This is a genomic window from Chelativorans sp. YIM 93263, assembly GCF_028767125.1.
GTDB lineage: Bacteria > Pseudomonadota > Alphaproteobacteria > Rhizobiales > Rhizobiaceae > Chelativorans.
The window spans coordinates 200,542-222,509 of sequence record NZ_JAKCWP010000004.1 but is presented as its reverse complement, the minus strand read 5'-3'; the positions used below and the strand labels follow the sequence as shown (position 1 = coordinate 222,509).

Below are 21,968 nucleotides of genomic sequence, written 5' to 3'. Positions count from 1 at the left end.
ATTGCACGGTCAAACCACCCTACTCTTCGACGTAAGCGTTCTTGAATCCGTCATTGACGCCGATGGCGGTCGTAACCAGGTCCTTGACGTTGCAGCGGTAGATGGTGGGAAAGCCGAGTTCCAGAAGCCAGGCTACCGGCACATCCTCAACCAGGATCTGCTGGATCTCGTTATAGAGCTCCTGACGCTCTTCCTGGGTTACCGCGACAGCCGCCTTCTCGAACAGCTCATCCACCTTCGGGTTCTCGTAGCCTTCCACATTATTCCACTGTGAGCCCTTGGCAATGTTCGTGGAGATGTAGTTGCGGGCCACGCCCAAGGCCGGATCGCCGTACTGGTAGAGATAGGTGAAAGCCATATCGTAGTCCCACTCGGCGAGCTTCTGGTTCCAGCCGGCAACATCGGTGGCGACAATTTCAGCGTTAATGCCAACCTCCTCGAGGTTCTGCTTCACCGCTTCCGCCCAGCGTTGCCAGGTTTCACCATAAGGCAGAGGTAGGAGACGAACGGTCTCGCCATCGTATCCCATTTCCTCGAGCAGTGCCTTGGCCTGTTCGGGATCGTACTCGTACTGCTTTACATCGTCCGAATAGAAACGGGTCGATGAGGAGACAGGGCCAGTTGCCACCTTGCCGAGACCGTTCCATAGAGCATCTTTGGCGAAGTTGCGGTCCATCGCGTACATCACGGCCTGGCGGAAGCGCTTGTCAGCCGTCGGACCTTCGCGGTTGTTCAGCCACATCCACGAATGCGGCCCGAAATATTCCCAGCCCTCATCGGTGATACAGGTATTCTCCATGTCTGCAATGCGTTGGACGTCGAAGTTCTCGACCGAACCACCAGGCAGGATGTCCACGACGCCCGCTTCATAGGCCACAGCACGCGAAGCCGCATCGGGGATAACGTGCCAATAGATTTCATCAAGATAGGGCAGCCCCTCTTCGTAATACTCCTCATTCTTCGTCAGCAGGATGTGGGAGCCCCTCTCCCATTCCTCGAACTTGAACGGACCGGTACCGATCGGTGTATTGTTGGCCGGATTGTTCTCGTACTCCGTACCTTCATAGATATGCTTCGGGATCATCGGCATGGTGCCGACCTCGAATATGCCGATGAATGGACCGAAAGGCTGCTTCAGCTTGAAAACCACCGTGTGGTCGTCAGGCGCGGTAATCGATTCCACGTGTTCAAGCGATGTGCGAAGGCGCGGATGCGTCTCACGGAGGAACTCATCGGCCGAGAAAACAACGTCGGCCGAGGTGAAGGGCTCGCCATCATGCCATTTCACGTTCTCGTGCAGATGGAAGGTGTAGGTCAGCCCGTCCTCGGAGATCTCCCAAGATTTGGCGAGTTGCGGCTCGGGTTCGAGATCCTTGTCGTAACGCAACAGACCTTCATAGATGTTGCCGGCGACCATTTGGGTCGGACCGTTCTGGATAAGGCCCACCATCAGGCTCGGCGGCTCCGGCTGGATCACCACATTGGCGCGACCGCCGGACACCGGCTCAGCATGTAGCGCGGTGGAGATCAGAAGGGCGGCGGCAAGTGTCGAGAGTCGTTTCAGCATGGTTGTCGTTCCCCTTTTTTCCGGCTCGCGGGCTGTTCGCCTTCTTCTTCGCCGGGTCGGTTTGCTGCTACTTCGTTACCTCGTCAGTTTACGAGGTCAGGATAATGCTTGATGGCGAGGCGCTGGAAGGCCTCCCATTGCGGGTCGGGCTTATGCCCCGCGTGGTGTTTGTCCCAGCCTTCATATTGCCGGGCTGTCTTCTCGGCGAGCGCATCATCGATCCTGCGCGGCGTGCCTCCCGAAGACATGATCGCAAGCTGCGCACGGCAGGCGCGCTCCATATTAAACATCAGGGCGAAAGCCTCGCCTACGGTGCGTCCGCAAGTGAGCAGTCCGTGATTGCGCAGGATCATCACATCGCGGTCGCCAAGATCGTTAACGAGCCGCTCGCGCTCGTCAAGATCGAGCGCGATGCCCTCATAATCATGAAAGGCAATGCGGTTATAGAATTGAAGCGACCACTGATTAAGCGGCAGCATCCCCTCTTCCACGGAGGAAACGGCCACGCCGGCCACCGTATGTGTATGAAGTACGCAATGCACATCCGGCCGCGCGGCATGCACAGCGCTGTGGATAGTGAAACCGGCCTTGTTGATGCCCGCGCCGTAGGTGTCGCGCAGGATGTCGCCGCTGACATCGACGGTAACGAGGCTCGACGCAGTTACTTCATCGAATCGCAGACCGAAGGGATTGATGAGAAAAGCATGCTCCCCCTCCTCGCGCGGCGCGCGGCTGGAGATGTGGGTGAAAATGCTATCATCGAGATTGTAATGGGCGATCAACCGATAAGCGGCCGCTAGCTCAGTGCGCTCACGCCCCTGTGGATACTCACAGCTTACATCCTGCTCGATATCGGCAAGACGGGTCTGGACAGTCATCAGGCGTCCCCTCTACGCACTCGTGTCACTGCGGCGCAAACAAGTGCGCCAGCCCCTGCATCGTCGGCCACTCCCTCCTTTTCGATGCGTCGGCACACAGGCAACCATACCCGGGCACCCGTGTCAATTGTCGACAATCGTCATAAAATCGGAGACAGTTAGAAAACGTTAGAATGGCTCGCCCGGGTGCAACCAAGCCGATGCCCGATGCATGCCAGTCGGCGTGTAAGGCTGCCAGCGTCGCGATTGCTCGCGCGGTAAAGGCTACCCTCGGAAAGGGCGAAGGGGACGACCGAAATGGATGATGAACCTGGAGTTTCACGGAAGGACGGACAGGGTCCGGTAAGCGGACTGTTCTCTGCAGTCGCCTCCACCGACCTTGTCACCCAGATTTCCCGGCAGATCACAGAGGCGATCATGACGGGCCGCTTGAAGCCGGGCACACGGCTGACGGAGTTGCAGCTTTCTCGCGAGTTCGGTACAAGCCGCGCCCCCATCCGCGAAGCCGCGCGTCTTTTGGAAAGCCAGGGGCTGGTGGTTTCCAATCCTCGCCGTGGCTTTTCCGTGCGCACGCTCGAAGCCGCGGACCTGCACGATATTTATGAGTTGCGCATCGGCCTTGAACTCCACGCGGCATCGATCGCGGTGGAAAAGATAGGACCGCGCGACATTGAGCAATTAGAAGCGCAGATAGCCCGCATGTACGTGCTGGCCGACGAAGGATCGATCGAGCAGCAGATCTTCGAAGACTTCAGCTTTCACCGCATGCTTTGCGAGGCAAGCGGCAACAAACGCCTGCTTAAGGTATATGACGAACTCGCTGCCGAGATGCGTTGCGGCATCACGCTGATCGGCAAGCTTTATGACGACCCGCATCGCCTCGCCGGAACCCACAAGCCAATTCTGGAAGCGCTCAAGGCGCACGACCGCAAGACATTGCTTGACGCGCTTCGATATCACATCGTCGTGGCACAAGACGCTGTGGTGGATTTGTTTGCAGGATCGAACGGACGGTAACGACCTGGATCGCAAGTCCTCCACACCGCTTGCGTACACCGAACTCGAAAATCCTGCGAGAATCTTACGGCTCAACCAATCCGCCCGGGACTTTCCATTTCCGCGCGCACAACCGCCGCGCCGCGCGGCAGGTATTCAACCCGCGAAGATGGATCCCGAGGAGTCTCTCCACATACCAGCATAACGGGAACATCCATGGAATGATGGCGGGGAACTTCCGGCTGCATACCTCAGTTGAACTTGCATCCAACCTCGGATCTTCAGCCACGTGGAGAACGATGATGGCCCCGATGGTCGCCGATTTCATACTCGACCGATTCTACCGCGCGCGTGGAGGCGGTCTTGGCCAAAATCCCGGCCGCCAGTCCCTCTCACGTTCTATGTGTGCACTTTTTTTCGCGCACCGGCAGATACGATGCGGACTTGCCGAAGCATTCGTTTGAATTTTTCCCGTTCATACCGGTCGAATTGGAACATTCCATTTGGCCCTGTCTCCGGTCTTTCCAAGGCTGCTCCAGCGCTCTATGCGTGGCGCCTTCGGCGCATGTGGGCGCGGTGGATCGGGCTGGAAGCTCTTCAGACTGATCGCCCACTGGCGGACCGTGCGGGAGGCGGGGGATGATCAAGGTAATTTGGACTATCCTGACCCTGATGGTGGCGGGCTTCGCGGGTACGGCTGCTTTCGTCTACAGCGGCTTTTACAACGTGGCCGCGACGGAGCAGCACACCCCGCCCGTCTATTGGCTGTTGCAGACGGTGATGAATCGTTCCGTGGCAGTGCGCGCCCGTGATTTGGAGGTGCCGGACCTGTCGAGCGACGAGCGGTTCGATGCAGGCCTCCAACTCTATCAGGATCACTGCGTCCAGTGCCACGGCGCTCCCGGAGTCGCGCCGGCGCCCTTTTCGCTTAGCATGACCCCGGTGCCGCCGGCCATCGTGCAAGTGGGCCTGGAGTTGTCGGCGGCCGAGATTTTCTGGACCGTGAAGCACGGGGTGAAAATGACCGGCATGCCGGGCTGGAGCTTCAAGCTCACAGACGAGGAGATCTGGGACATCGCCGCCTTTGTGGTCACTGCGCCACTCCTCTCACCTAGCCAGTATTACGAGCTGGCAGAGATTGAGCCTGATCGGCCTGGATTGGTGGAGAACGAGGGGGCAGACAAGACCTCCGGCGATGCGGAAATGGGCAGGGTTGCGCTTCGCCAGTATGGCTGCATCGCCTGCCACACGATCGAAGGCATCACCGGGCCGAACGCCTGGGTCGGCCCGCCGCTCCGCCGGATAAGCGAGCGCAAATACATAGCGGGCGTCCTGCCGAACAGCCGCGAGAACCTCGTCCACTGGATCCGCAATCCTCAGGGAATCGACCCACTCACCGCCATGCCTCAATTGGGCGTGACGGAGGAGCATGCACAGGACATCGTGGCCTATCTCTATTCCCTGGGTAATGGGGAGCGTTAGTGCAATCCGCCCGGTGGCACTTTGGCTTCCGGCATCGCCAACGATCGGTCGTCAAACAGCCATTGATGCCGCTTATGTATTCTTCGATGTGTTCAGTGCCACGGCGGCGCTAATGAGCGCCTTCAGCGCTTCTTCATCGATCTCGTCGCCCTCACGAAAATCGATGGCACGCCTGGTGTTGCCTTCGAGGCTGGAGTTAAAGAGACCTGACGGGTCTTCCAACGAGGCGCCCTTGGCGAAGGTCAGCTTCACCTTATCCTTGTAGGTCTCGCCGGTGCAGATGATTCCCGCGTGCTCCCACACGGGAACCCCCAACATGTTCGACGGTTTTCTCCATTTCACCTCTTCGACCACTTGCGCGTCGGCCTGTTTGATGAGGCTGCGGACCCGCGCAAGCGTCTCGCCGCGCCAATCGCCCAGCTGCATGATTTTCGCGTCGATCAGTTGAGAGGGAGACTCTCCGGCATTTTCTTCCACCGGGCCGCTTTTGCTCTTTTGCATGGTTGCCGTCACCTTCTTCATGGTCGCTGTAGATCGCATTCACATGGGGGTCACTCGCTGCCCGCGTCCATTCGCGCTATCGGGCACCCACACTGCTAGTCACATTTTTTCGCCCGGCAATTGGCTGGCCTGCTTCACCCAATCGGCGAACTGGGCTTCGTCGAACCGGCCGTCCTCGTGAATGTGGAAGTAGCGGACGTCCTTCTGCTTTGACCCAACGGGCGGAACGGGACGCAAGGACGCGCCGCGGAAGAAGGCCACTTTCACGTATTTTGCGAAGACATGGATGCCGAGAAACCAGCCCTGGCCCTCGATGCCGTAGAGAGGTGAGTTCCATTTAACTGCTTTGTGAAGGCCGGGGACGGTGCGAACGATGGTTGCATCGAGGCGGCGCCCGACCTCACTTTTCCAGCCCGGCATGGCCGCGATGTAAGCCTGTACGGGTGCGTCGCCGTAGCCCTTCGCGATCTGAGGGTTGCCGCCCGAGAGAAGGACCGGCTCGGCGGAGGTCTGCTTCTTTGCGGCCTTCGATCTCTCGGGCGTCTTGCCGGCCATTGGTTCAAGCCTCTCCGCCGATGCGCCGCCCGCTGAGCCACTTGGCGGCATATGGCAGTGCGAACATGTACAGTCCGCTGAGCATGAGCAGGGCGAGCGGGGCCAGCGGCATGAGATATACCCATTCCGCGGGCTCCACACCTACACCCAGGCTGATGAAGATGCCGGCGACAACCGCCGTGAAAATGATCGACACCCAGCGGTGGGTCTGTCGAACCCACGTATTCCAGTTCATTGAAACCTCCTCTGAAGGCGAGCCGAAGCGGAGCGGGCGAATTGTGACGGGCAGGGTTCAGTCCATCCGCGCCAACACTTGCTCCATATTTTCAAAGAACCGCGGCCACCCGACCGTGGCGCCCCGGTAGTACGGCTCCTGGTCCGGCCGGAAGCCTTCCTGCTCCATGCGCAGCAGCGTCCCCGTGCTTGTCGGGGTGAGCGTCCAGGTGACGACACTCCGGAGGTCCTTAGTGTCCCACGTGTAGGAGAGCGTTTCATTCGGCTCGGCTGTCCGAACCTGACAGTCCACAGCGCCCCAGTCGGCGCTGAGATTGAAGCGGTGGTCCACCACGGGCTTGAAGTCATTCTTCATGAGCCACTCCTCGATCAGGTGTGGTTGCGTGAGCGCGCGCCAGATCTTTTCCGGCGGATGGGGGATCTCACGCTCGACAATGACGGAACGCGTTCCAGTCGACTTTTCGTTCATTGGTCCATCCTGTTGAGCAGATCTTCGAGGTTGTCGAAGCGGTTTTCCCAAAATCCGCCCATCTGGTTCGTCCATTCAATCAGTGGAGAAAGCGCGCCGACTTCGGCGCTGTAGTGCGTCTGGCGACCTTCGTGGCGGTCGCGGACCAGACCGGCCCGCTTCAGGATCCCGAGATGTTTCGAGACGGCCGGTTGCGAGACCCCGGCCTGAGCCGTCAGGGCACTGACCGTCTGGTCTCCGTCGCGGCACAACCGCTCGAAGATGGCTCGTCGTGTCGGATCGGCGAGCGTTCTGAAAATGATGTCATGGGTCTGCGGCATCGCAAATCGATAACTCTCTGGCTATAGATCTGGCCCATAACCCTAGAGATATATGTGAGTCAAGCGGGAATACGGATCAGGCCCTGCAACTCCACGGAGCACAACATCATGCCTTATGTGACACAGGGCCCACCTGAGCACAGTGCTCGACGACTTTCGCGCCACCTCTCCGGGCCTGTTCCTCTACTGTCCGAACGGCAAGCAGGCGCTCCCGAAGCTGCGCGCCTTTATCGAGCATATGAAGGTGCTGCAGGCACTTGGCCGGGATTGAATGATCCTCAACCCCGGTCCCGACGTCTGAGCCGGTGATGACGTTGACTCAAGGGCTCGCCGCGACGCGCTTATTGTCTACCTTCCAACTCCTGAGGTTGTTCTGTCCATTCGGCTGCACCACCGGATGAAGCTTGCCGAGTGTGTTGGCTAGTACGGCGCAGTCTTCCCGCCTGCCACTGCTCTTTCTCCAGGCAAGACAGATCGTGCGCGCCGGAGCCGGCTCGGCAAAAGGCACCACCTTCAGGTCGGGCATGGCGCGCGCGAATTCTGCGGCCATTTCCGGGATCAGCGTCACGCCTAGCCCATGCGCCACCATTTGCATCAGCGTCGTCAGGCTGGTTGCGCCGTAGCTCGCCATCGCCACCGGCCTGACCTTGCCGCAGACGGCCAGCGCCTGCTCGCGCATGCAGTGGCCTTCCTCAAGCAGCATCAACCGCTCCAGTGCCGGGCTGTCCGGCGGCACGGGTGGCGCCAGGAAAGCGGGATCATGTTCGGACACTGCAAGCAGGAACCGGTCCTCGAACAGCGCCTTGACAGCGAGCGCGGGCTCGTCGAGCGGCAGGGCCGCAATCATAGCGTCGAGACGGCCGCTGGCGGTCTCCTCGAGAAGAGTCCCGGTCCGCGCCTCGTGCAGCTCCAGTTGCAGGGCAGGAAAATGGCGTTTCAGCTCCGGCAGGAGGCTCGGCAGCAGATAAGGCGCGACGGTCGGGATGATGCCGAGGCGAAAGCGCCCTTCCAGAACCTGCTGTCCTCGTCTCGCCACGCTTTCCAGGTCGCGGATTTCGGCGAGGATGCGCTTGACCCGAGGACGAAGGGCGCGCCCCTCTCCGGTAAGCCCCACCGCGCCGTCGCCGCGCTCGAAGAGCCGGCAGCCGAGCCGCGTCTCCATCTCTGCAATCTGCGCCGACAGCGCAGGTTGGGTGACTCCAGCAAGTGCTGCTGCCCTCCCGAAGTGGAGCGTTTCGGCGAGACTGTCGAAATATTCCATCTGGCGGATCGTTAGTCTTGTCATAAGGGAAACTTATCAAGGAAAACAGAAAACACAATTGGCAATTATCGGCTGGCTCTTTTACCTTAGAATCATTCTAGCAACGAGCGGCTGTCGGCTGATTGGAGGACAACATGGACGCAAAGACGGACGATAACACGGGCCAATGCCCATTCATGGGCGGCGGTGCCCGCGGCCACAGGAACCGAGACTGGTGGCCGGAGCAGCTGGACCTCGACATGCTCCATCGAAACTCGGATTTATCCGATCCGATGGGCGAGGATTTCAATTATGCTGAGGAGTTCAAGAGCCTCGACCTCGACGCCGTGATCGCGGACCTGCATGCTCTGATGACGGATTCGCAGGACTGGTGGCCCGCCGACTTCGGCCACTATGGCGGGCTGATGATACGCATGGCCTGGCACAGCGCAGGCACGTACCGCATCACCGACGGCCGCGGCGGCGCCGGCGCCGGCCAGCAGCGATTCGCCCCCCTAAACTCCTGGCCGGACAACGCGAACCTCGACAAGGCGCGCCGGCTGCTGTGGCCGATCAAGCAGAAATACGGGCGGAAGATCTCGTGGGCCGATCTGATGATTCTGGCCGGCAACGTGGCGCTGGAGTCGATGGGGTTCAAAACGTTCGGCTTCGCCGGCGGCCGCAAGGACGCCTGGGAGCCGGAAGAGCTCTACTGGGGTCCCGAGGGGACGTGGCTGGGCGACGAGCGCTACAGCGGCGAACGCCAGCTTCATGACCCGCTTGCCGCGGTGCAGATGGGCCTGATCTACGTGAACCCAGAAGGACCGAACGGGAATCCGGACCCGGTCGCAGCTGCAAAGGACATCCGCGAAACCTTTTCCCGCATGGCAATGAACGATGAGGAGACAGTCGCCTTGATCGCCGGCGGCCACACCTTCGGCAAAACCCACGGTGCCGGTGACCCGTCAATGGTGGGGCCAGATCCGGAGGGTGCAGCCATCGAAGACCAGGGACTCGGCTGGAAGAGCGGGCATGGCACGGGTTTCGGGGCCGATGCCATCACCGGCGGTCCGGAAGTCACCTGGTCGCAGACGCCGACCAAGTGGAGCAACCACTTCTTCGATAACTTGTTCAATCACGAGTGGGAGCTGACAAAGAGCCCTGCCGGCGCCTGGCAGTGGAAGGCGAAGGACGCCGAGACCACCGTTCCGGACGCGCACGACCCGTCGAAGAAGCATGTACCGACCATGCTGACCACGGACCTGTCGCTGCGGTTTGACCCGGAATACGAGAAGATCTCGCGGCGCTTCCACGAGAACCCGGATCAGTTCGCGGACGCCTTTGCCCGCGCCTGGTTCAAGCTTACGCACCGCGACATGGGTCCGAAGGTGCGCTACCTCGGCCCGCTCGTGCCGAAGGAGACGCTGATCTGGCAGGACCCGATCCCGGAGGTTGACCACGAGCTGGTGAGCGACGAGGACATCGCTGATCTGAAGGCGAAGATCCTCGCCTCAGGACTGACGGTACCCGAGCTGGTTTCGACGGCTTGGGCTTCAGCCTCCACCTTCCGCAGATCCGATAAACGCGGCGGCGCCAATGGCGCGCGCATTCGTCTCGCACCCCAGAAGGACTGGGAGGTCAATGACCCGGCGCAACTGGCAAAGGTGCTCGGGGAGCTCGAAGCGATCCAGAACGAGTTCAACGAGGCTCAATCCGGCGGAAAGAAGATATCGCTCGCGGACCTGATTGTTCTTGGCGGCTCAGCGGCAATCGAGAAGGCTGCCAAGGATGCCGGCTTCGACGTGAAAGCACCCTTCACGCCGGGGCGGATGGATGCAAGCCAAGAGCAGACCGACGTGGACTCTTTTGCCGCGCTTGAGCCGCGTGCCGACGGCTTCCGCAACTATCTCAGCGGGAACCAGTTCATGATGCCCGAGGAAGCCTTGGTCGACCGGGCGCAGTTGCTGACGCTGACAGGGCCGGAGATGACAGCTCTGCTCGGCGGTCTACGCGTGCTCGGTGCGAATGCCGGCGGTGCCGAGCACGGTGTCTTCACCAACCAGGTGGGCAAGCTGACGAACGACTTCTTCGTCAACCTGCTGACAATGGACACAGAGTGGCAGCCCGCGTCCGACGGTACCTATGAGGGCCGCGACCGCAAGACGAACGAGTTGAAGTGGCGCGCTACGCGCGTCGACCTGATCTTCGGTTCGCATTCGCAGCTGCGCGCTTTTGCGGAGGTCTATGCCTGCGCCGATAGCCAAGAAAAGTTCGCCAAGGACTTCGTAAAGGCTTGGACCAAGGTGATGAACGCGGATCGGTTCGCGCCTGCCTGACCTGAGCAGGTCACGGATAGGTCGATCCTTCCAAGCAACTGGACGGGCGCGGAGCAATCCGCGCCCGCTTTGTTTTTCTCTGCCCCTTGCCCGCCTGGTTGCCGTGATCGGCACGCCAATGCAGGACCACACCGAACGCCGACGGCGATCCACTCCACGCCATCCACACATGACGACGCCCAAACGTTCCGCGAGTGCTCTTCATGAACTCTTCGCGTGTTCTCTTAATACCAGTTCAAGTGCTTGCCTCGGGTGCAGCGCTTTAGAGAACAGAAAGCCCTGGGCCATTCTGCATCCAAGCGCCCGCAGCAATTGTTGATCTGCCTCTGTTTCGACCCCCTCCGCCATAACCTCTATTCCGAGCGATCTGCCAACATCGATAACGGCTTTAACAAGCAGTTGGTCATCCCGGGATTCCGCCAAACCACGGATGAAGCCCTTGTCGATTTTCACCTTACCTATCCGTCTGTCCTTGAGGGAGGCCAACGTGGAGAAGCCGGTGCCGAAATCGTCGAGCGCGATTGAAATGCCGGCTTGCGAAAGACGTTCAAGTTTCTCGTCTACCCGGTCCCGATCTACCGGAGCCTCTTCGGTAATCTCGATTTCCAGCATCGCCGTAGGAAGATTCTTCGCCGCAAGGCCATTCAATATCAAATCGTCGATACTGCCGGCTTCCAATTCGCGCGGTGAGACATTCATCGCGACCCTAACTTCACGGCAGTCAGCCTGAGCGAGGTCCTCGATCATGGCGCAACAGCCGAGGAATACAGTCTCAGTGAGCAACTGAAGCATTCCGGTCTCGCGCGCAGCCGTCACGATCTCGGGTGGCGAAATGGCACCATGAACGGGATGGGTCCACCTCAGCAACGCTTCAAAAGAGAGCACAGCTCCGGTATCGACTCCTACAATGGGCTGGAACCACGTGCCCAACTGTTTCCTCTCTATCGCTAACCGAAGATCCCGCTCGATACACTGGCGACGTTGCAACTCCCCCGCGAGTTCGTCATCAAACAGGCAAAACTCGTTCCTGCCCCGACGTTTGGCTGTGTACAGCGCGATATCCGCTCGCAATAGCATCTCCGTCAGATTGGGCCTTTGGGATCGATAGATTCCCACGGATGCGCCGATTTGGACGGACATCACCCCATGAAAAGGGGCGGCAATTTTGGCTATGAGACGGGACGCGAGGTCAGTGGGAGAAAGCGCCCCCCCAAGTGAGGAAAAAAGCAGTACGAACTCATCGCCACCAATCCGGGCGAGCATCGCGTCTTCTGGTCCTTCCTCCTTTATCCGGCGAGCTAACCTGACGAGCAGATCATCTCCAATCTTGTGGCCATACGTGTCGTTAACGGACTTGAAGCCGTCCAGATCGATCAGCATCGTCACAAAGGGACCGTCAGCATCCTTTATCTGCTCGAGCGCATGTTCCAGACCTCGCCTGTTGAGAAGGCCGGTGAGCGGATCTTCCCTGGAATTCCGCTCCATCTCCGCCGCAGTCTGCTCTGCCTCGTGTCTGAGACGACTCGCTTCGCGGAAGCGCGTTTGCCCAATCCACGAGCTTCGAAACAAGCCGCCTAAGAAGAGCAGGACTGCAAACGCTAAAAGGTAGTCTTCAAGATCCCCGTTCGCCGCCAAGCACGCCGCCGTGATGAGGAGTGGCGGTGTGATGAAGCTGATCGGTGCTGCGGCATAAGAACTGCCGTATGTGACCGCACCAGCCGAGATTCCCGCCAGAACAATCAGATGAAGCGATGCCTGGGGCGTCGTGTATCCAGCCGTGAGGACGGCAAGAAAGGACCACGCAAACCCGGATAGAAGCGCAAGGGCGCTGTATAGGTGGAGCCGCTGTGAAACCCTTTTGAAATTGTCCTTGCGCCCTGCCACATCGGGTCCCGGCCGATAAAGGCCAAGTGCGACGCGAAAACCGTTTATCGCGTTGACCACCACGAACCAGATCGCGGCGGTAAAGCCGCTACCCGAAAATGCCTGCGCAGTAAGAATCAAGACTGACAGAGCAGTGCTTATCGGCATAGAGACGAAGAGACCGCCCCTGAGGTCAGCAAGCTGATCCTGAAGGATTCTGCCTTCCAGTGCGCTCTCTTTCTCAACCGCCATAGTGGGATCAGCTTCCATTGGATGCTTGGTGTAGCGCGAACTTAGACAAGCGCGCTGAAAGACGAGTTAATTATCAGCGGGTTATTCGCTTAACCCGCTGTTTCATACCGTCGCTTTGTGGCGGCTTGAGTGCATTTCGCCGTTCCCAGGCCACATCTCCTATGATCACGGCGCGCTCTGATACGGCGTTCCAGCCTTCTAGTAATCTGCTAAAGTAGTGCCAGGCCCGAATGATACAATTTTCAGCCTTGGCGGAACGCGGTGAAATTCTCGGTATATGTGCGGAACCACTTGCAGCGCCAGGAGTTACGTTTTGTTCGGGTGACGATTGGTTGTTGGGGCGCCGGGGTCATTCAGCATAGGTGATTTGCCTCAAGGCGGCGGTGCCACTGTGCCGCCGACAAGTTAGCAAGTTCAGGATTGCCGATGTCGAATGTAGAGGAATTTCCAGTTGCCGCTCACAAATTGAGCGAATACGCCGCGCTCATGGCAGCGGCACCCAGCGCGCTCGACGCCATTCCTGGTGCCGTTTATCTCTGTGACAATGACGGCTGGCTTGTGCGTTACAACACGGAAGCGGCCGAACTTTGGGGACGGTCCCCTTCGCTTGAACAGAAGCGCGAGCGCTTCTGTGGCTCGCACCGCCTTTTCCTCCTGGATGGCACGCTGCTGAAGAAGGAAGACTGCCCCATGGCGGAGGCTGTCGAGCGAGGCACGGCGACGCGAAATACCGAAGTCATCATGGAAAGGCCCGACGGTTCGCGCTTCGTCGCCCTCGTGAACATTCGTGCGCTGAGAGACCAGCACGGCAATATTCAGGGGGCGATAAACTGTTTCCAGGACATCTCCGCGCATAAGGCAATGGAAGAGGAGGTTCGCCGCAAGAGTGCCGACCTTGAGGATTTTTTCGAGAACAGCGCTATTGGCCTCCACATCGTGAGTGGCGAGGGAATTATCCAGCGTGCGAACAAGGCCGAGCTCGCTCTCCTCGGCTATACTGCCGAAGAATATGTCGGCCGGCACATAGCGGAATTTCACGCCGATGAGCCTGTGATCGGTGACATCCTCAACAAACTGTCCTGCGGCGAAAAGCTGGACCGCTATCCCGCACGCCTTCGCGCCAAGGACGGCTCCATCAAGTATGTGCTGATTACATCCAACAGTCGCTTTGAAGACGGGCAATTCATCAACACCCGCTGCTTCACAACCGATGTGACCGACCTCTACGAAGCCGAGAGCGCACGTCGCGAGAGCGAGGACCGTCTGGCGGCGACTTACGAGGCGGCTACGATCGGGATTGCCGAAACCGATGCGGAAGGACGCATGCTCCGCGTGAACGACGCCATCTGCAAAATGCTGGGGCGCTCCCGCGAAGAGCTCCTGGCCATGACCTTCTTCGATTATACTCAAGAAGACGATCGTGAAGAAGATGCCGCCCTCTACGCGCGTCAAATCCGTGGAGAACTTGATAACTACGTGCTGCGTAAACGGGCACGCAAGCCCGACGGCACGACGGTTTACCTTGATATCCATAGCTCTTCGGTACGGGATGTATCCGGCGGCTTTCGCTATGGCGTTCGCGTGATACTTGACGTGACTCAAGCGAAGCATATGGAGGATCAGATCCGCGAGAGCGAGCGGCACATGCGCAACCTGCTTGAGGCACTGCCCGCCGCGATCTATACGACCGACGCGTCAGGTCGCATCACGTTCTACAATAACGCGGCCATTGAGATGTCCGGGCGGACGCCGCAGGCCGGCGATTTGTGGTGCCTCACGTGGCGTCTCTACAATCAGGACGGCAGCCCTCTGCCGCACGACAGATGCCCTATGGCGCTGACTCTGAAAGAGAATCGCCCGGTGCGAGGAGTGGAGGCGATAGCGGAACGACCCGACGGCACGCGCGTCCCGCTTATTCCCTATCCCACGCCCCTGCACGACGCTGACGGGAAGCTTGTCGGTGCCATTAACATGCTTGTTGATATTACTGAGCGCAAGCAAGCGGAAAACAGACAGAAGATCCTCATTGCCGAACTCAACCACCGGGTAAAGAATACACTGGCGACCGTACAATCACTGGCGGGACAAACGGCACGCCATGCCGAAAACCTCCACGATTTTTCCCATAGGTTCGAGGCGAGACTACTCGCTCTATCGCGCGCGCACGATTTGCTGACCAAGCGTCACTGGGAAGATGCCCCCCTGGATTCGCTCGCCCGCGAGGTGTTGACACCTCTTGCTGGTGAAGCAGCCGAAAGAATCGTGATCGACGGCCCCCCCGTTGAGCTCAACCCGCGGGGCGCGCTCAGCTTCACGATGGCTCTCAACGAGCTTGTCACAAACGCGGTTAAATACGGTGCGCTGTCGTCGGAGACGGGAACGCTTTCAGTTTCTTGGCGCCTGCACAATAGATCGCATTCAACGATGCTGATCCTTGAATGGCAGGAGCGCGGAGGACCACCGGTGACTCCGCCGACGCGGCGGGGTTTCGGTACCCGGCTGATGGAGCGTTGCATTGAGCGGGACCTCCAAGGCGACTTTGACCTCGTCTTCGATCCCATGGGGGTAACCTGCCGCGTCTCAATTCCAGTGGGACCGGAAGAGGGATGACCCAACTGCAGGGTCTCAGCGTTCTCGTCGTAGAGGACGAGGGCAGCGTAGCCCTCCTGATTGAGGACATGTTACAGGATCTCGGCTGTGAGATCGTTGCATCGGTGGCGCGCCTCGCTGAAGCGCTCAAAGTTGCAGCTACCGCCGAGGTCGATTTAGCGGTGTTGGACGTCAACCTGGACGGACAGCCTGTCTTTCCAGTTGCCGAACTCCTCCGCGAGCGCCAGATACCGCTCGTATTTAGTACCGGGTATGGCACGAGTGGCTTGCCCCGTGAATTCTCCAGCCATCCTGTACTCTGCAAGCCCTTCTCGATGACGGAGTTGCAGCAGACTGTCGCACTCGCCCTCAGACGTTGAACGGGTCGCCCGCGAAACCGACCGCATCCCTGAGCGGCGTGGCTACCCCTGCATGATCATCTCCGACGACGGCACCGAAGGCTCACCTCCAATTTACCATCCTCGCGTGGCAGGAGGAGCGGCAGGTCGCGTGGGGAGCACCTCATTTCTGGCCGGTCTCCGGCGCAGTCAACGTTTGGAACTAGGGAGCACAATGTTCAGCCCGACGATCCTTTGTGTACCCACGATAAAAATCGACGAAATCACAACGACAATCGAGGAAATCGCCAGCGTTGTCGGGTCGTAGTCGAACTGAAGAGTCTGGAAAATTTCAACCGGAAGCGGGACAGCGCCACCGGCTGACAAAAAGACGCTGACCGGCACGTCGCCGAAGGAAACGATAAAGCCGAAGAAGAAACCGGAAAATAGACCCGGCATGAGGGCTGGAAGAGTGATGCGCTGAAACACGCGGCGTTCAGTGGCACCGGCGATCCTGGCGGCCTGCTCTATCTGGTCAAGACTCGGAGTCACCATCGAACCTACTGCTCCTACTGAATACGGAATACAAAAGAAGGCGTGGGCGATGACAAAACCCCAGATCGTTCCCAGTAGATTTATGCCGATGACGTCGAAGAGAAGGTAATAGAATTGAAGGAAAACAACGCCGGTCACCACGAACGGCACTTGCAGTGGAAAGCGAAAGTAGGTCTCGAGAGATGCTGACCCGCCTAGGGAACCGCGAGCGATACCAAGCGCCGCGAGCGTCCCGATCAGCGTTGAGATTGCGGCCGCAATAAACGCGATTATGAAGCTGAAGCCGAGAGACTGCCAATATCGGGCGGGCAGTTCATAGTACCAGCGAAGCGAAAGCTCCTGCGGCGGAAAGCGAAAATAGGTTTGTGCGGCGCCATCGAAGGATGCACCGATAACGACAATAAGGGGCACCAGCAGGAAAAGATAAGTCACCACCATCGCTATGAGGAGAAGTGCGCGAGAGAATGTGCTCTTCATGATCCACTCCTAGGCTGGCGTATGGCCGAGAAGCGATGGAGAAAGACAAGCGCCAAATTGATCAAGAGGACTACACTCGTGAGCAGCACCGCAAGGGTTGCGGCCAATGGATAATCCACGTCCAGGATAATCGTTTGTTGAATGAGAACCGGGACCGTCAGCACATTGCCGCCCCCGAGAAGCACGGCGGAGGTGAAGGCGCCCATATTCATGTTGAAGGCGATCAACCCCGCCGTCAGTACGCCGTTCAGTGAAAGGGGGAGGATAACCCTGCGAAACAGGCGCCAATCGGTCGCGCCATGAACGATAGCGGCCTCTTCGAAGGATTCCGGGATCGTCTGAATGACGCCGAATAACAGCATCACGACCAGCGGCAGAGTGTATTGGACGAGCCCAACCCCTACGGCGAAGTCGTTGTGAAGCATCTGAGGCTGCCACTGACCCAGACTAAGAACATTGATAATTGCGCTCAGTGGCCCCTGAGAACTCAATAGCATTGATAGCCCAAGCACCTTCACGACAATGCTGACGAACGAGGAAACCAGTAGAAGGATAATGAGCATCGACACAAAGCGCGAGCGCATTCGGGTGAGCCAGTACGCGGTCGGATAGCCAAGCAGTAGCGCCGCCCCTGCTCCCGCTGCCGAGATGACGAAGGTGCGCCAGAAGACCTCGAGATAGTAGGTGTCAGTCAGGATCATCCGATAATTTACGAGGGTGAGCGTGTCACCGCTCATTCCCATTCCCAGGCTTTCGAACAGACTCTCCCGGAGAAAGAAGAACTGGGGGACCAGAAACAGCAGTACCGAGATTGCCAGCGCAATAGCCAGAGCGATGTCGTAGTTGCGTTTTACCGACATGCTACTAGCCCTGCACTGTTGAAGCTGATCCAGGAAAACACAAGGTATCCCGTGGCTCGAAGCCTATCTCCAAAGTGTCCTGCCCTATTGATTCCGGCATTGCTGAACGCGAACTTCTTAGAATGATCTGCTCCCCGCTCTGCCGTTCAAAAATGTAGTCGACTGCGTCGCCGAGAAAGCTGCGCTTCGCCAGGCGGGCGGATATTTTGTTTGCCTCCAGAACACCGCCGATGGATAGCCTTTCAGGACGCACTACGCACACAACGTTCTGGCCCTCCCGAGCCGTACCGACGACCTTGGCGCCGATCGTCTCACCGCCTTCCAGTCGGATCTGCGCAGCTTCGCCGGTGATATGCTCCACATGCCCCTTCAACTTATTCGAGCGTCCAATAAAGTCGGCGATGAAGAGGGTAGATGGACTGTCGTACAGTTCTTGCGGGCGTCCGATCTGTTCGATCCGACCCGCATTCATCACGATGATCCGGTCAGCAAGAGCCATTGCCTCTTGCTGGTCATGGGTGACGAACACCGTGGTTATCGCAACCTTGCGCTGGATGAGAGAAAAATCACGTTGCATGTCCTCGCGCAGCTTTTGATCGAGCGCTCCAAGCGGCTCGTCCATGAGGAGGACGCGTGGTTCATAGGCGAGAGCCCGAGCCAGCGCGACGCGCTGTTGTTGACCACCCGACAAGGCAGTTGGATAACGTTCACCAAACTGCTCCATCTGAATAAGTTTAAGCATCTCTTGGGTACGGCCAAGCGCCACGTTGCGTGGGACTCCGCGCTCGACCAGTCCGAAGGCGACATTATCCTGGACGCTCATGTTGGGAAACAAGGCATAATCCTGAAAGACCATACCGATGTCGCGCGCGCGCGGTGGGACCTTGTTGACGGCCTTGCCGCCGATCAGGACAGTCCCGCTGCTCGGCTCGATAAAGCCGGCGATCATGCGCAATATCGTCGTCTTGCCGCATCCCGACGGACCAAGGAGGACGATAAGCTCGCCCTCCCCGATTTCGGTGCTTACGCCCTTAACAACCTCCACCTGGCCATACTTTTTAGCCAGTCGTTCCAGAGTTACACTCGACACGAGGCGCTATCCTCGACTGACGTCACGCATCCAAGCGTTTCGCCATTCCCTCAGGTCCACCTTTGAAAAATCTACCACGAACAGGTTCTCGAAAGTCGTTTCATCGAGCCGCAGCACTTCCTGGTTCTCGGGGTCGGAGGCAAGATTGCGCAGCGCCTCGGGATTGATTGGCAAAACCCCTGTCGCCTTGGCATGTGCGAGCTGCACCTCGGGATCGAGGTAGGCGTTGAGGAAGGCCCTCGCCATCTCGACGTTCGAAGTGCCGCGCACAATATGATGCAGTACTGGCCAAAGGCCGCCTTGCTTGTCGCCAAACTTGGGATAGGTAATCGAAAGGGGAACATCATCACGCCGCAAGCGGACAACGAAGCCCGCATGCCATGGCGCCGCGACAATGTTGCCGGATGCCATTCTCGTGGAGAGATCGGTCGATGATGAGTAGAAGTAAGCGGGGTTGATTTCATTGATCAGCGGCACCGCCTTTTTAAGGTCCGCCTCCGATCCTCCGGCCTCATAGGCGAGACCTGTCACCGCATTCCAGTGCTGGGTATGTGTAATGTCTGGGAACGCCACCTTACCTGCAAGCTTTGGATCAGCAAGATCAGAGTATTTTTGCGGTGGTGCGATACCCAGTTCCTCAAAAACCTCATGATTGTAGACAATGCCGTCCATGCTGCCCAGTGTCATCACGTAGTTCTTGGCGCGGGCGAGTTCAGGAAGTGCAGCGGCATTCGGAATACTGCTGTAGTCGAGATCGGCGATGAACCGATCCGCCGCCATCAATTGAACCAGTTCCAGCCCGCTTTCCATGTTGTCGAAAGGAACCACGCCGCCGCGTGCCGCGACCAGCTTGGCCAGGTTTCCTTGCGGTGTGTCGAGCACGTAGTCGACGGCACCGCCTGCTTCGCGGACCTTTTCGGCGACCAGCTTGTCGAGAGAATCCCGCCAGGACCCTCCCCAAGTGGCGACCTTGATCGTTTCAGCCGCGCTGGCGGCTCGAAGTCCCGGCATCAAACTGGCTCCGGCCAGCATGGCGGTTCCTGCAAGGAATGTCCGCCGGCGTATTCTGTGGTTTCCAGGCATTCTGATTTCCTCCGACATTGTTAAAGTGCCTTCTGCGGCTTATGAACGATCCCCTCCCGGAACCGCGCCAACCGGAACGGCGTGAGATCGAGTGAAGGAGACCCTTCGGTTATCCATTCCGATAATTGTTTGCCGATTGCGGGGCCAAGGGCAAAACCATGACCGCTAAAACCGGCAGCTATGAACAGGTCCTCATCAGCACGCGGGCGGTCAATGATGGGAATAACGTCGGGCGTCATATCCAAGCGGCCTGCCCACATGGTCTCTAATGCAATCGTACCCAGATGAGGAAAGAGCTCTCGGAAGCTTTCCAGATTGCTCAACACCTTGCGTTCGTTCGGCCTCGGTTCGGGTAGAGCTTTGACAGCGGCGGCGCGGCTGGTCCGTGCATATAGCTGGTGGAAGAAATCCGGTCCGAGCGTCAGCCGCAAGAGACGCCAATTATTGCGATATGCTGGCAGGAAATGGCTAAGACCGCGAAGAGAGTCGACGGTCATCTCGTAGTCGACGCCGACGCCGCGATAGCCGTTGCCGAGGGTAAAACGTCCGTCCAAACCGGGGCGGAAGGCAACATTCGGACCCCACATCGCAACTTTCGTGAAGGGGGCAGCCGGAACTGTTCGTCCGACTGAGGACTTCACGATCTGAATCGGCAGTTTGTGGCCGAGCGGCGCGGCAAGTATCGGCGCGCCAATACCATTGGCCAAGACTATCGCCTTTGCTTCGCAACGCCCATCGGCCGTCATCACGCTATTGGGGCGACCTGCCGAGCGCTCGACGGAGTAAACCGGGGTGTTTTCGTAAATTTTCGCACCTGCAGCGCGAGCGGCATCGGCGATGGTTTGGGTGGAAAGTAAAGGATTTCCGTGAGCATCGCCCGGCGTGTAGAGACCGGAGCGCCAGCGGCCATTGATTTCCGGCAGCAGTTCCTCGATGCCGGCTGAATTTAGGATCGTGGTTGCGAGCCCAAAGCGGCGTGCGACCTCGTGACCGTCGACAACGCGCTCCTCATCCTTTTCGGTTTCTGCGGGGACGAGGATTCCACCTTGGACGAATTCGGTTGATGCTGCGCCGAAGCGGCGGCTGAGCTCGATCCAGATTTCGTTCGCTTCCGCAGCAAGGGGCACTTCTGCCTCGTTGCGCCCCTGCTGCCGAATAAAGCCCCACGCGCGACTCGACTGCTCCGATGCAACTCGACCACGCTCAAACACAGCGACACTCAGATTCTTTTGCGCAAGATGCCATGCCGTTGAACAACCGACGATCCCGCCTCCGACGATCGCCACGTCCACCGACTGTCTCAGGATATCCTTCACCGCTGCTACCATTCTAACCCATTCGGAACCAATGGGCAGTGTTGCACGACAGAATGCGCTTGCAAAGGGGACGTATATGGGAAATTGTAAATTAATTGGTCCAATTGGCTCAGCAGGAGGTTGGCTTTGCCGGCGAACGGTACGAATGAAAATGACCTTCAGGAAATGTTGGCCACTGTCCATGGCGATAAGCAAAGGCTGGAACTGATTTTGGCTGAAGCGATTCAGACCGGGGCTTTTTTGCAAGGCTCGCGCTTCCCAACAGAACGTGCGATCGCCGAATATACCGGTCTTGCCCGCAATACGGTTCGTGACGCGTTGTCGCGGTTGGCAAACCGCGGCCTCATTGTTCGACATGTTGGACGTGGCACCTTCGTTTCCACCTTACCCCAGCGGCAAAGAAAAGGGTCCGACCGCAGCGATGATGCCAACCAGTGGCGAGGGCAGCAGCCATCCCCTCGTGAACTGGTGGAATTTCGCTCTGAATGTGAGCCCGCGCTCGTTCCCATGATCGTGATGAACGCTTCCGACGATGAACTCGACGAACTGGAGCACCTGGCTTTGAAGGGCCGGGCGGCGGCAACCTGGTGGGCTTGCGAAGCTGCGGATGCTGCTTTTCATGCCCACTTGTTTGCGGTCACCCACAATAGCGTATGCTTTTTCATTGGCGATTGGTTGACTCAGGCGCGTCGCGGTCAGTCGTGGCTTGCTTTGAAGCAGCAGACATTCTCTTTTCAGCGGTGGGGCAGTTATCAGGAGGAGCACGAAACAATCGTGCGACACTTAAAAAGCAGAGACATCAACGCGGCACGAAAGGTTCTGCGCAACCATCTGTCTCATGTGCAAGGATGGGTCGGCGGTTAGTTGGCGCGCGCGGGTGGTCATCGGTGAATCCCGGATGTACCCGCGGACGGTCGCTTCCTCGCCGAACTTTCTGGCGAGTCAGGACGTGGTGGTCGTGGTGCAC

21 protein-coding genes and 1 pseudogene are annotated in these 21,968 nt (G+C 58.7%); 8 read left to right on the top strand and 14 right to left on the bottom strand.

Annotated elements, in window-relative coordinates:
• Positions 1-19: 19 nt before the first annotated feature.
• Together LY631_RS10795 and LY631_RS10790 are read right to left on the bottom strand one after the other, a co-directional pair.
• Positions 20-1,567 (bottom strand): ABC transporter substrate-binding protein, encoded by a 1,548-nt coding sequence (locus LY631_RS10795; RefSeq protein ID WP_274425325.1) that lies wholly within the window; start codon positions 1,565-1,567, stop codon positions 20-22.
• 83 nt (positions 1,568-1,650) lie between these two features.
• On the bottom strand, positions 1,651-2,445 hold the full coding sequence (locus tag LY631_RS10790) for a class II aldolase/adducin family protein (protein ID WP_274425324.1): 795 nt from the start codon (positions 2,443-2,445) through the stop codon (positions 1,651-1,653).
• Positions 2,446-2,742: 297 nt separating this feature from the next.
• On the opposite strand from LY631_RS10790, the gene LY631_RS10785 reads away from it, so the two are divergent.
• Both LY631_RS10785 and LY631_RS10780 read left to right on the top strand, forming a co-directional pair.
• On the top strand, positions 2,743-3,462 hold the full coding sequence (locus tag LY631_RS10785) for a GntR family transcriptional regulator (protein ID WP_274425323.1): 720 nt from the start codon (positions 2,743-2,745) through the stop codon (positions 3,460-3,462).
• 618 nt (positions 3,463-4,080) lie between these two features.
• On the top strand, positions 4,081-4,923 hold the full coding sequence (locus LY631_RS10780; protein WP_274425322.1) for a c-type cytochrome: 843 nt from the start codon (positions 4,081-4,083) through the stop codon (positions 4,921-4,923).
• Positions 4,924-4,995: 72 nt separating this feature from the next.
• Here LY631_RS10780 and LY631_RS10775 read toward each other — a convergent pair whose 3' ends face one another.
• The 5 genes from LY631_RS10775 to LY631_RS10755 form a co-directional block, all read right to left on the bottom strand.
• Entirely contained in the window at positions 4,996-5,445 is a 450-nt protein-coding gene (locus LY631_RS10775) for a DUF1801 domain-containing protein (RefSeq protein WP_274425492.1), read from the bottom strand.
• A 78-nt stretch (positions 5,446-5,523) separates the two neighbouring features.
• On the bottom strand, positions 5,524-5,979 hold the full coding sequence (locus LY631_RS10770) for a DUF1801 domain-containing protein (protein ID WP_274425321.1): 456 nt from the start codon (positions 5,977-5,979) through the stop codon (positions 5,524-5,526).
• Positions 5,980-5,983: 4 nt separating this feature from the next.
• The gene (locus LY631_RS10765) at positions 5,984-6,214 is read right to left on the bottom strand and encodes a hypothetical protein (RefSeq protein WP_274425320.1); all 231 of its coding nucleotides are present in this window, start codon (positions 6,212-6,214) and stop codon (positions 5,984-5,986) included.
• Between the two features lie 57 nt (positions 6,215-6,271).
• On the bottom strand, positions 6,272-6,682 hold the full coding sequence (locus LY631_RS10760) for an SRPBCC family protein (protein ID WP_274425319.1): 411 nt from the start codon (positions 6,680-6,682) through the stop codon (positions 6,272-6,274).
• The gene (locus LY631_RS10755; protein ID WP_274425318.1) at positions 6,679-7,002 is read right to left on the bottom strand and encodes an ArsR/SmtB family transcription factor; all 324 of its coding nucleotides are present in this window, start codon (positions 7,000-7,002) and stop codon (positions 6,679-6,681) included. The genes LY631_RS10760 and LY631_RS10755 overlap by 4 nt, the downstream gene beginning before the upstream one ends.
• A 142-nt stretch (positions 7,003-7,144) precedes the next feature.
• Between LY631_RS10755 and LY631_RS10750 the strand changes: the two genes are divergently transcribed.
• Positions 7,145-7,273, top strand: coding sequence for a hypothetical protein (locus LY631_RS10750; RefSeq protein WP_274425317.1), 129 nt, complete (start codon positions 7,145-7,147; stop codon positions 7,271-7,273).
• Between the two features lie 48 nt (positions 7,274-7,321).
• Here LY631_RS10750 and LY631_RS10745 read toward each other — a convergent pair whose 3' ends face one another.
• Positions 7,322-8,287 carry a hydrogen peroxide-inducible genes activator gene (locus LY631_RS10745; RefSeq protein WP_274425316.1) on the bottom strand — a complete coding sequence of 322 codons (966 nt, stop codon included), beginning with the start codon at positions 8,285-8,287 and terminating at the stop codon, positions 7,322-7,324.
• 110 nt (positions 8,288-8,397) lie between these two features.
• On the opposite strand from LY631_RS10745, the gene katG reads away from it, so the two are divergent.
• Positions 8,398-10,578, top strand: coding sequence for a catalase/peroxidase HPI (katG, locus tag LY631_RS10740; RefSeq protein WP_274425315.1), 2,181 nt, complete (start codon positions 8,398-8,400; stop codon positions 10,576-10,578).
• A gap of 201 nt (positions 10,579-10,779) precedes the next feature.
• On the opposite strand, the gene LY631_RS10735 is transcribed toward katG, so the two are convergent.
• On the bottom strand, positions 10,780-12,693 hold the full coding sequence (locus LY631_RS10735; RefSeq protein WP_274425313.1) for a putative bifunctional diguanylate cyclase/phosphodiesterase: 1,914 nt from the start codon (positions 12,691-12,693) through the stop codon (positions 10,780-10,782).
• A gap of 426 nt (positions 12,694-13,119) precedes the next feature.
• Here LY631_RS10735 and LY631_RS10730 point away from each other — a divergent pair, with 426 nt between their 5' ends.
• From LY631_RS10730 to LY631_RS10720, 3 genes and pseudogenes are all read left to right on the top strand, one after another.
• Entirely contained in the window at positions 13,120-15,303 is a 2,184-nt protein-coding gene (locus LY631_RS10730; RefSeq protein WP_274425312.1) for a PAS domain-containing sensor histidine kinase, read from the top strand.
• A complete protein-coding gene (locus tag LY631_RS10725) occupies positions 15,300-15,662 on the top strand; it encodes a response regulator (protein WP_274425311.1) in 363 nt (120 codons plus the stop codon). The genes LY631_RS10730 and LY631_RS10725 overlap by 4 nt, the downstream gene beginning before the upstream one ends.
• Position 15,663: 1 nt before the next feature.
• Positions 15,664-15,796, top strand: a pseudogene (locus LY631_RS10720) (IS3 family transposase); the annotation flags it as partial.
• Positions 15,797-15,830: 34 nt separating this feature from the next.
• Here LY631_RS10720 and LY631_RS10715 read toward each other — a convergent pair.
• The 5 genes from LY631_RS10715 to LY631_RS10695 are packed head-to-tail and all read right to left on the bottom strand — an operon-like array spanning position 15,831 to position 21,247.
• Entirely contained in the window at positions 15,831-16,652 is an 822-nt protein-coding gene (locus LY631_RS10715; protein WP_274425310.1) for an ABC transporter permease, read from the bottom strand.
• Positions 16,649-17,512 (bottom strand): ABC transporter permease, encoded by an 864-nt coding sequence (locus tag LY631_RS10710; protein WP_274425309.1) that lies wholly within the window; start codon positions 17,510-17,512, stop codon positions 16,649-16,651. The genes LY631_RS10715 and LY631_RS10710 overlap by 4 nt, the downstream gene beginning before the upstream one ends.
• A 4-nt stretch (positions 17,513-17,516) precedes the next feature.
• Positions 17,517-18,602, bottom strand: a complete 1,086-nt coding sequence (locus LY631_RS10705; protein ID WP_274425308.1) for an ABC transporter ATP-binding protein — start codon at positions 18,600-18,602, stop codon at positions 17,517-17,519.
• 6 nt (positions 18,603-18,608) lie between these two features.
• A complete protein-coding gene (locus LY631_RS10700) occupies positions 18,609-19,703 on the bottom strand; it encodes an ABC transporter substrate-binding protein (protein ID WP_274425306.1) in 1,095 nt (364 codons plus the stop codon).
• 2 nt (positions 19,704-19,705) lie between these two features.
• Positions 19,706-21,247, bottom strand: coding sequence for an NAD(P)/FAD-dependent oxidoreductase (locus LY631_RS10695; protein ID WP_274425304.1), 1,542 nt, complete (start codon positions 21,245-21,247; stop codon positions 19,706-19,708).
• Between LY631_RS10695 and LY631_RS10690 the strand changes: the two genes are divergently transcribed.
• Complete coding sequence (locus tag LY631_RS10690) at positions 21,212-21,865, top strand: FadR/GntR family transcriptional regulator (protein ID WP_274425303.1); 654 nt, start codon at positions 21,212-21,214, stop codon at positions 21,863-21,865. The genes LY631_RS10695 and LY631_RS10690 overlap by 36 nt on opposite strands.
• The last annotated feature ends 103 nt before the right edge of the window (positions 21,866-21,968 follow it).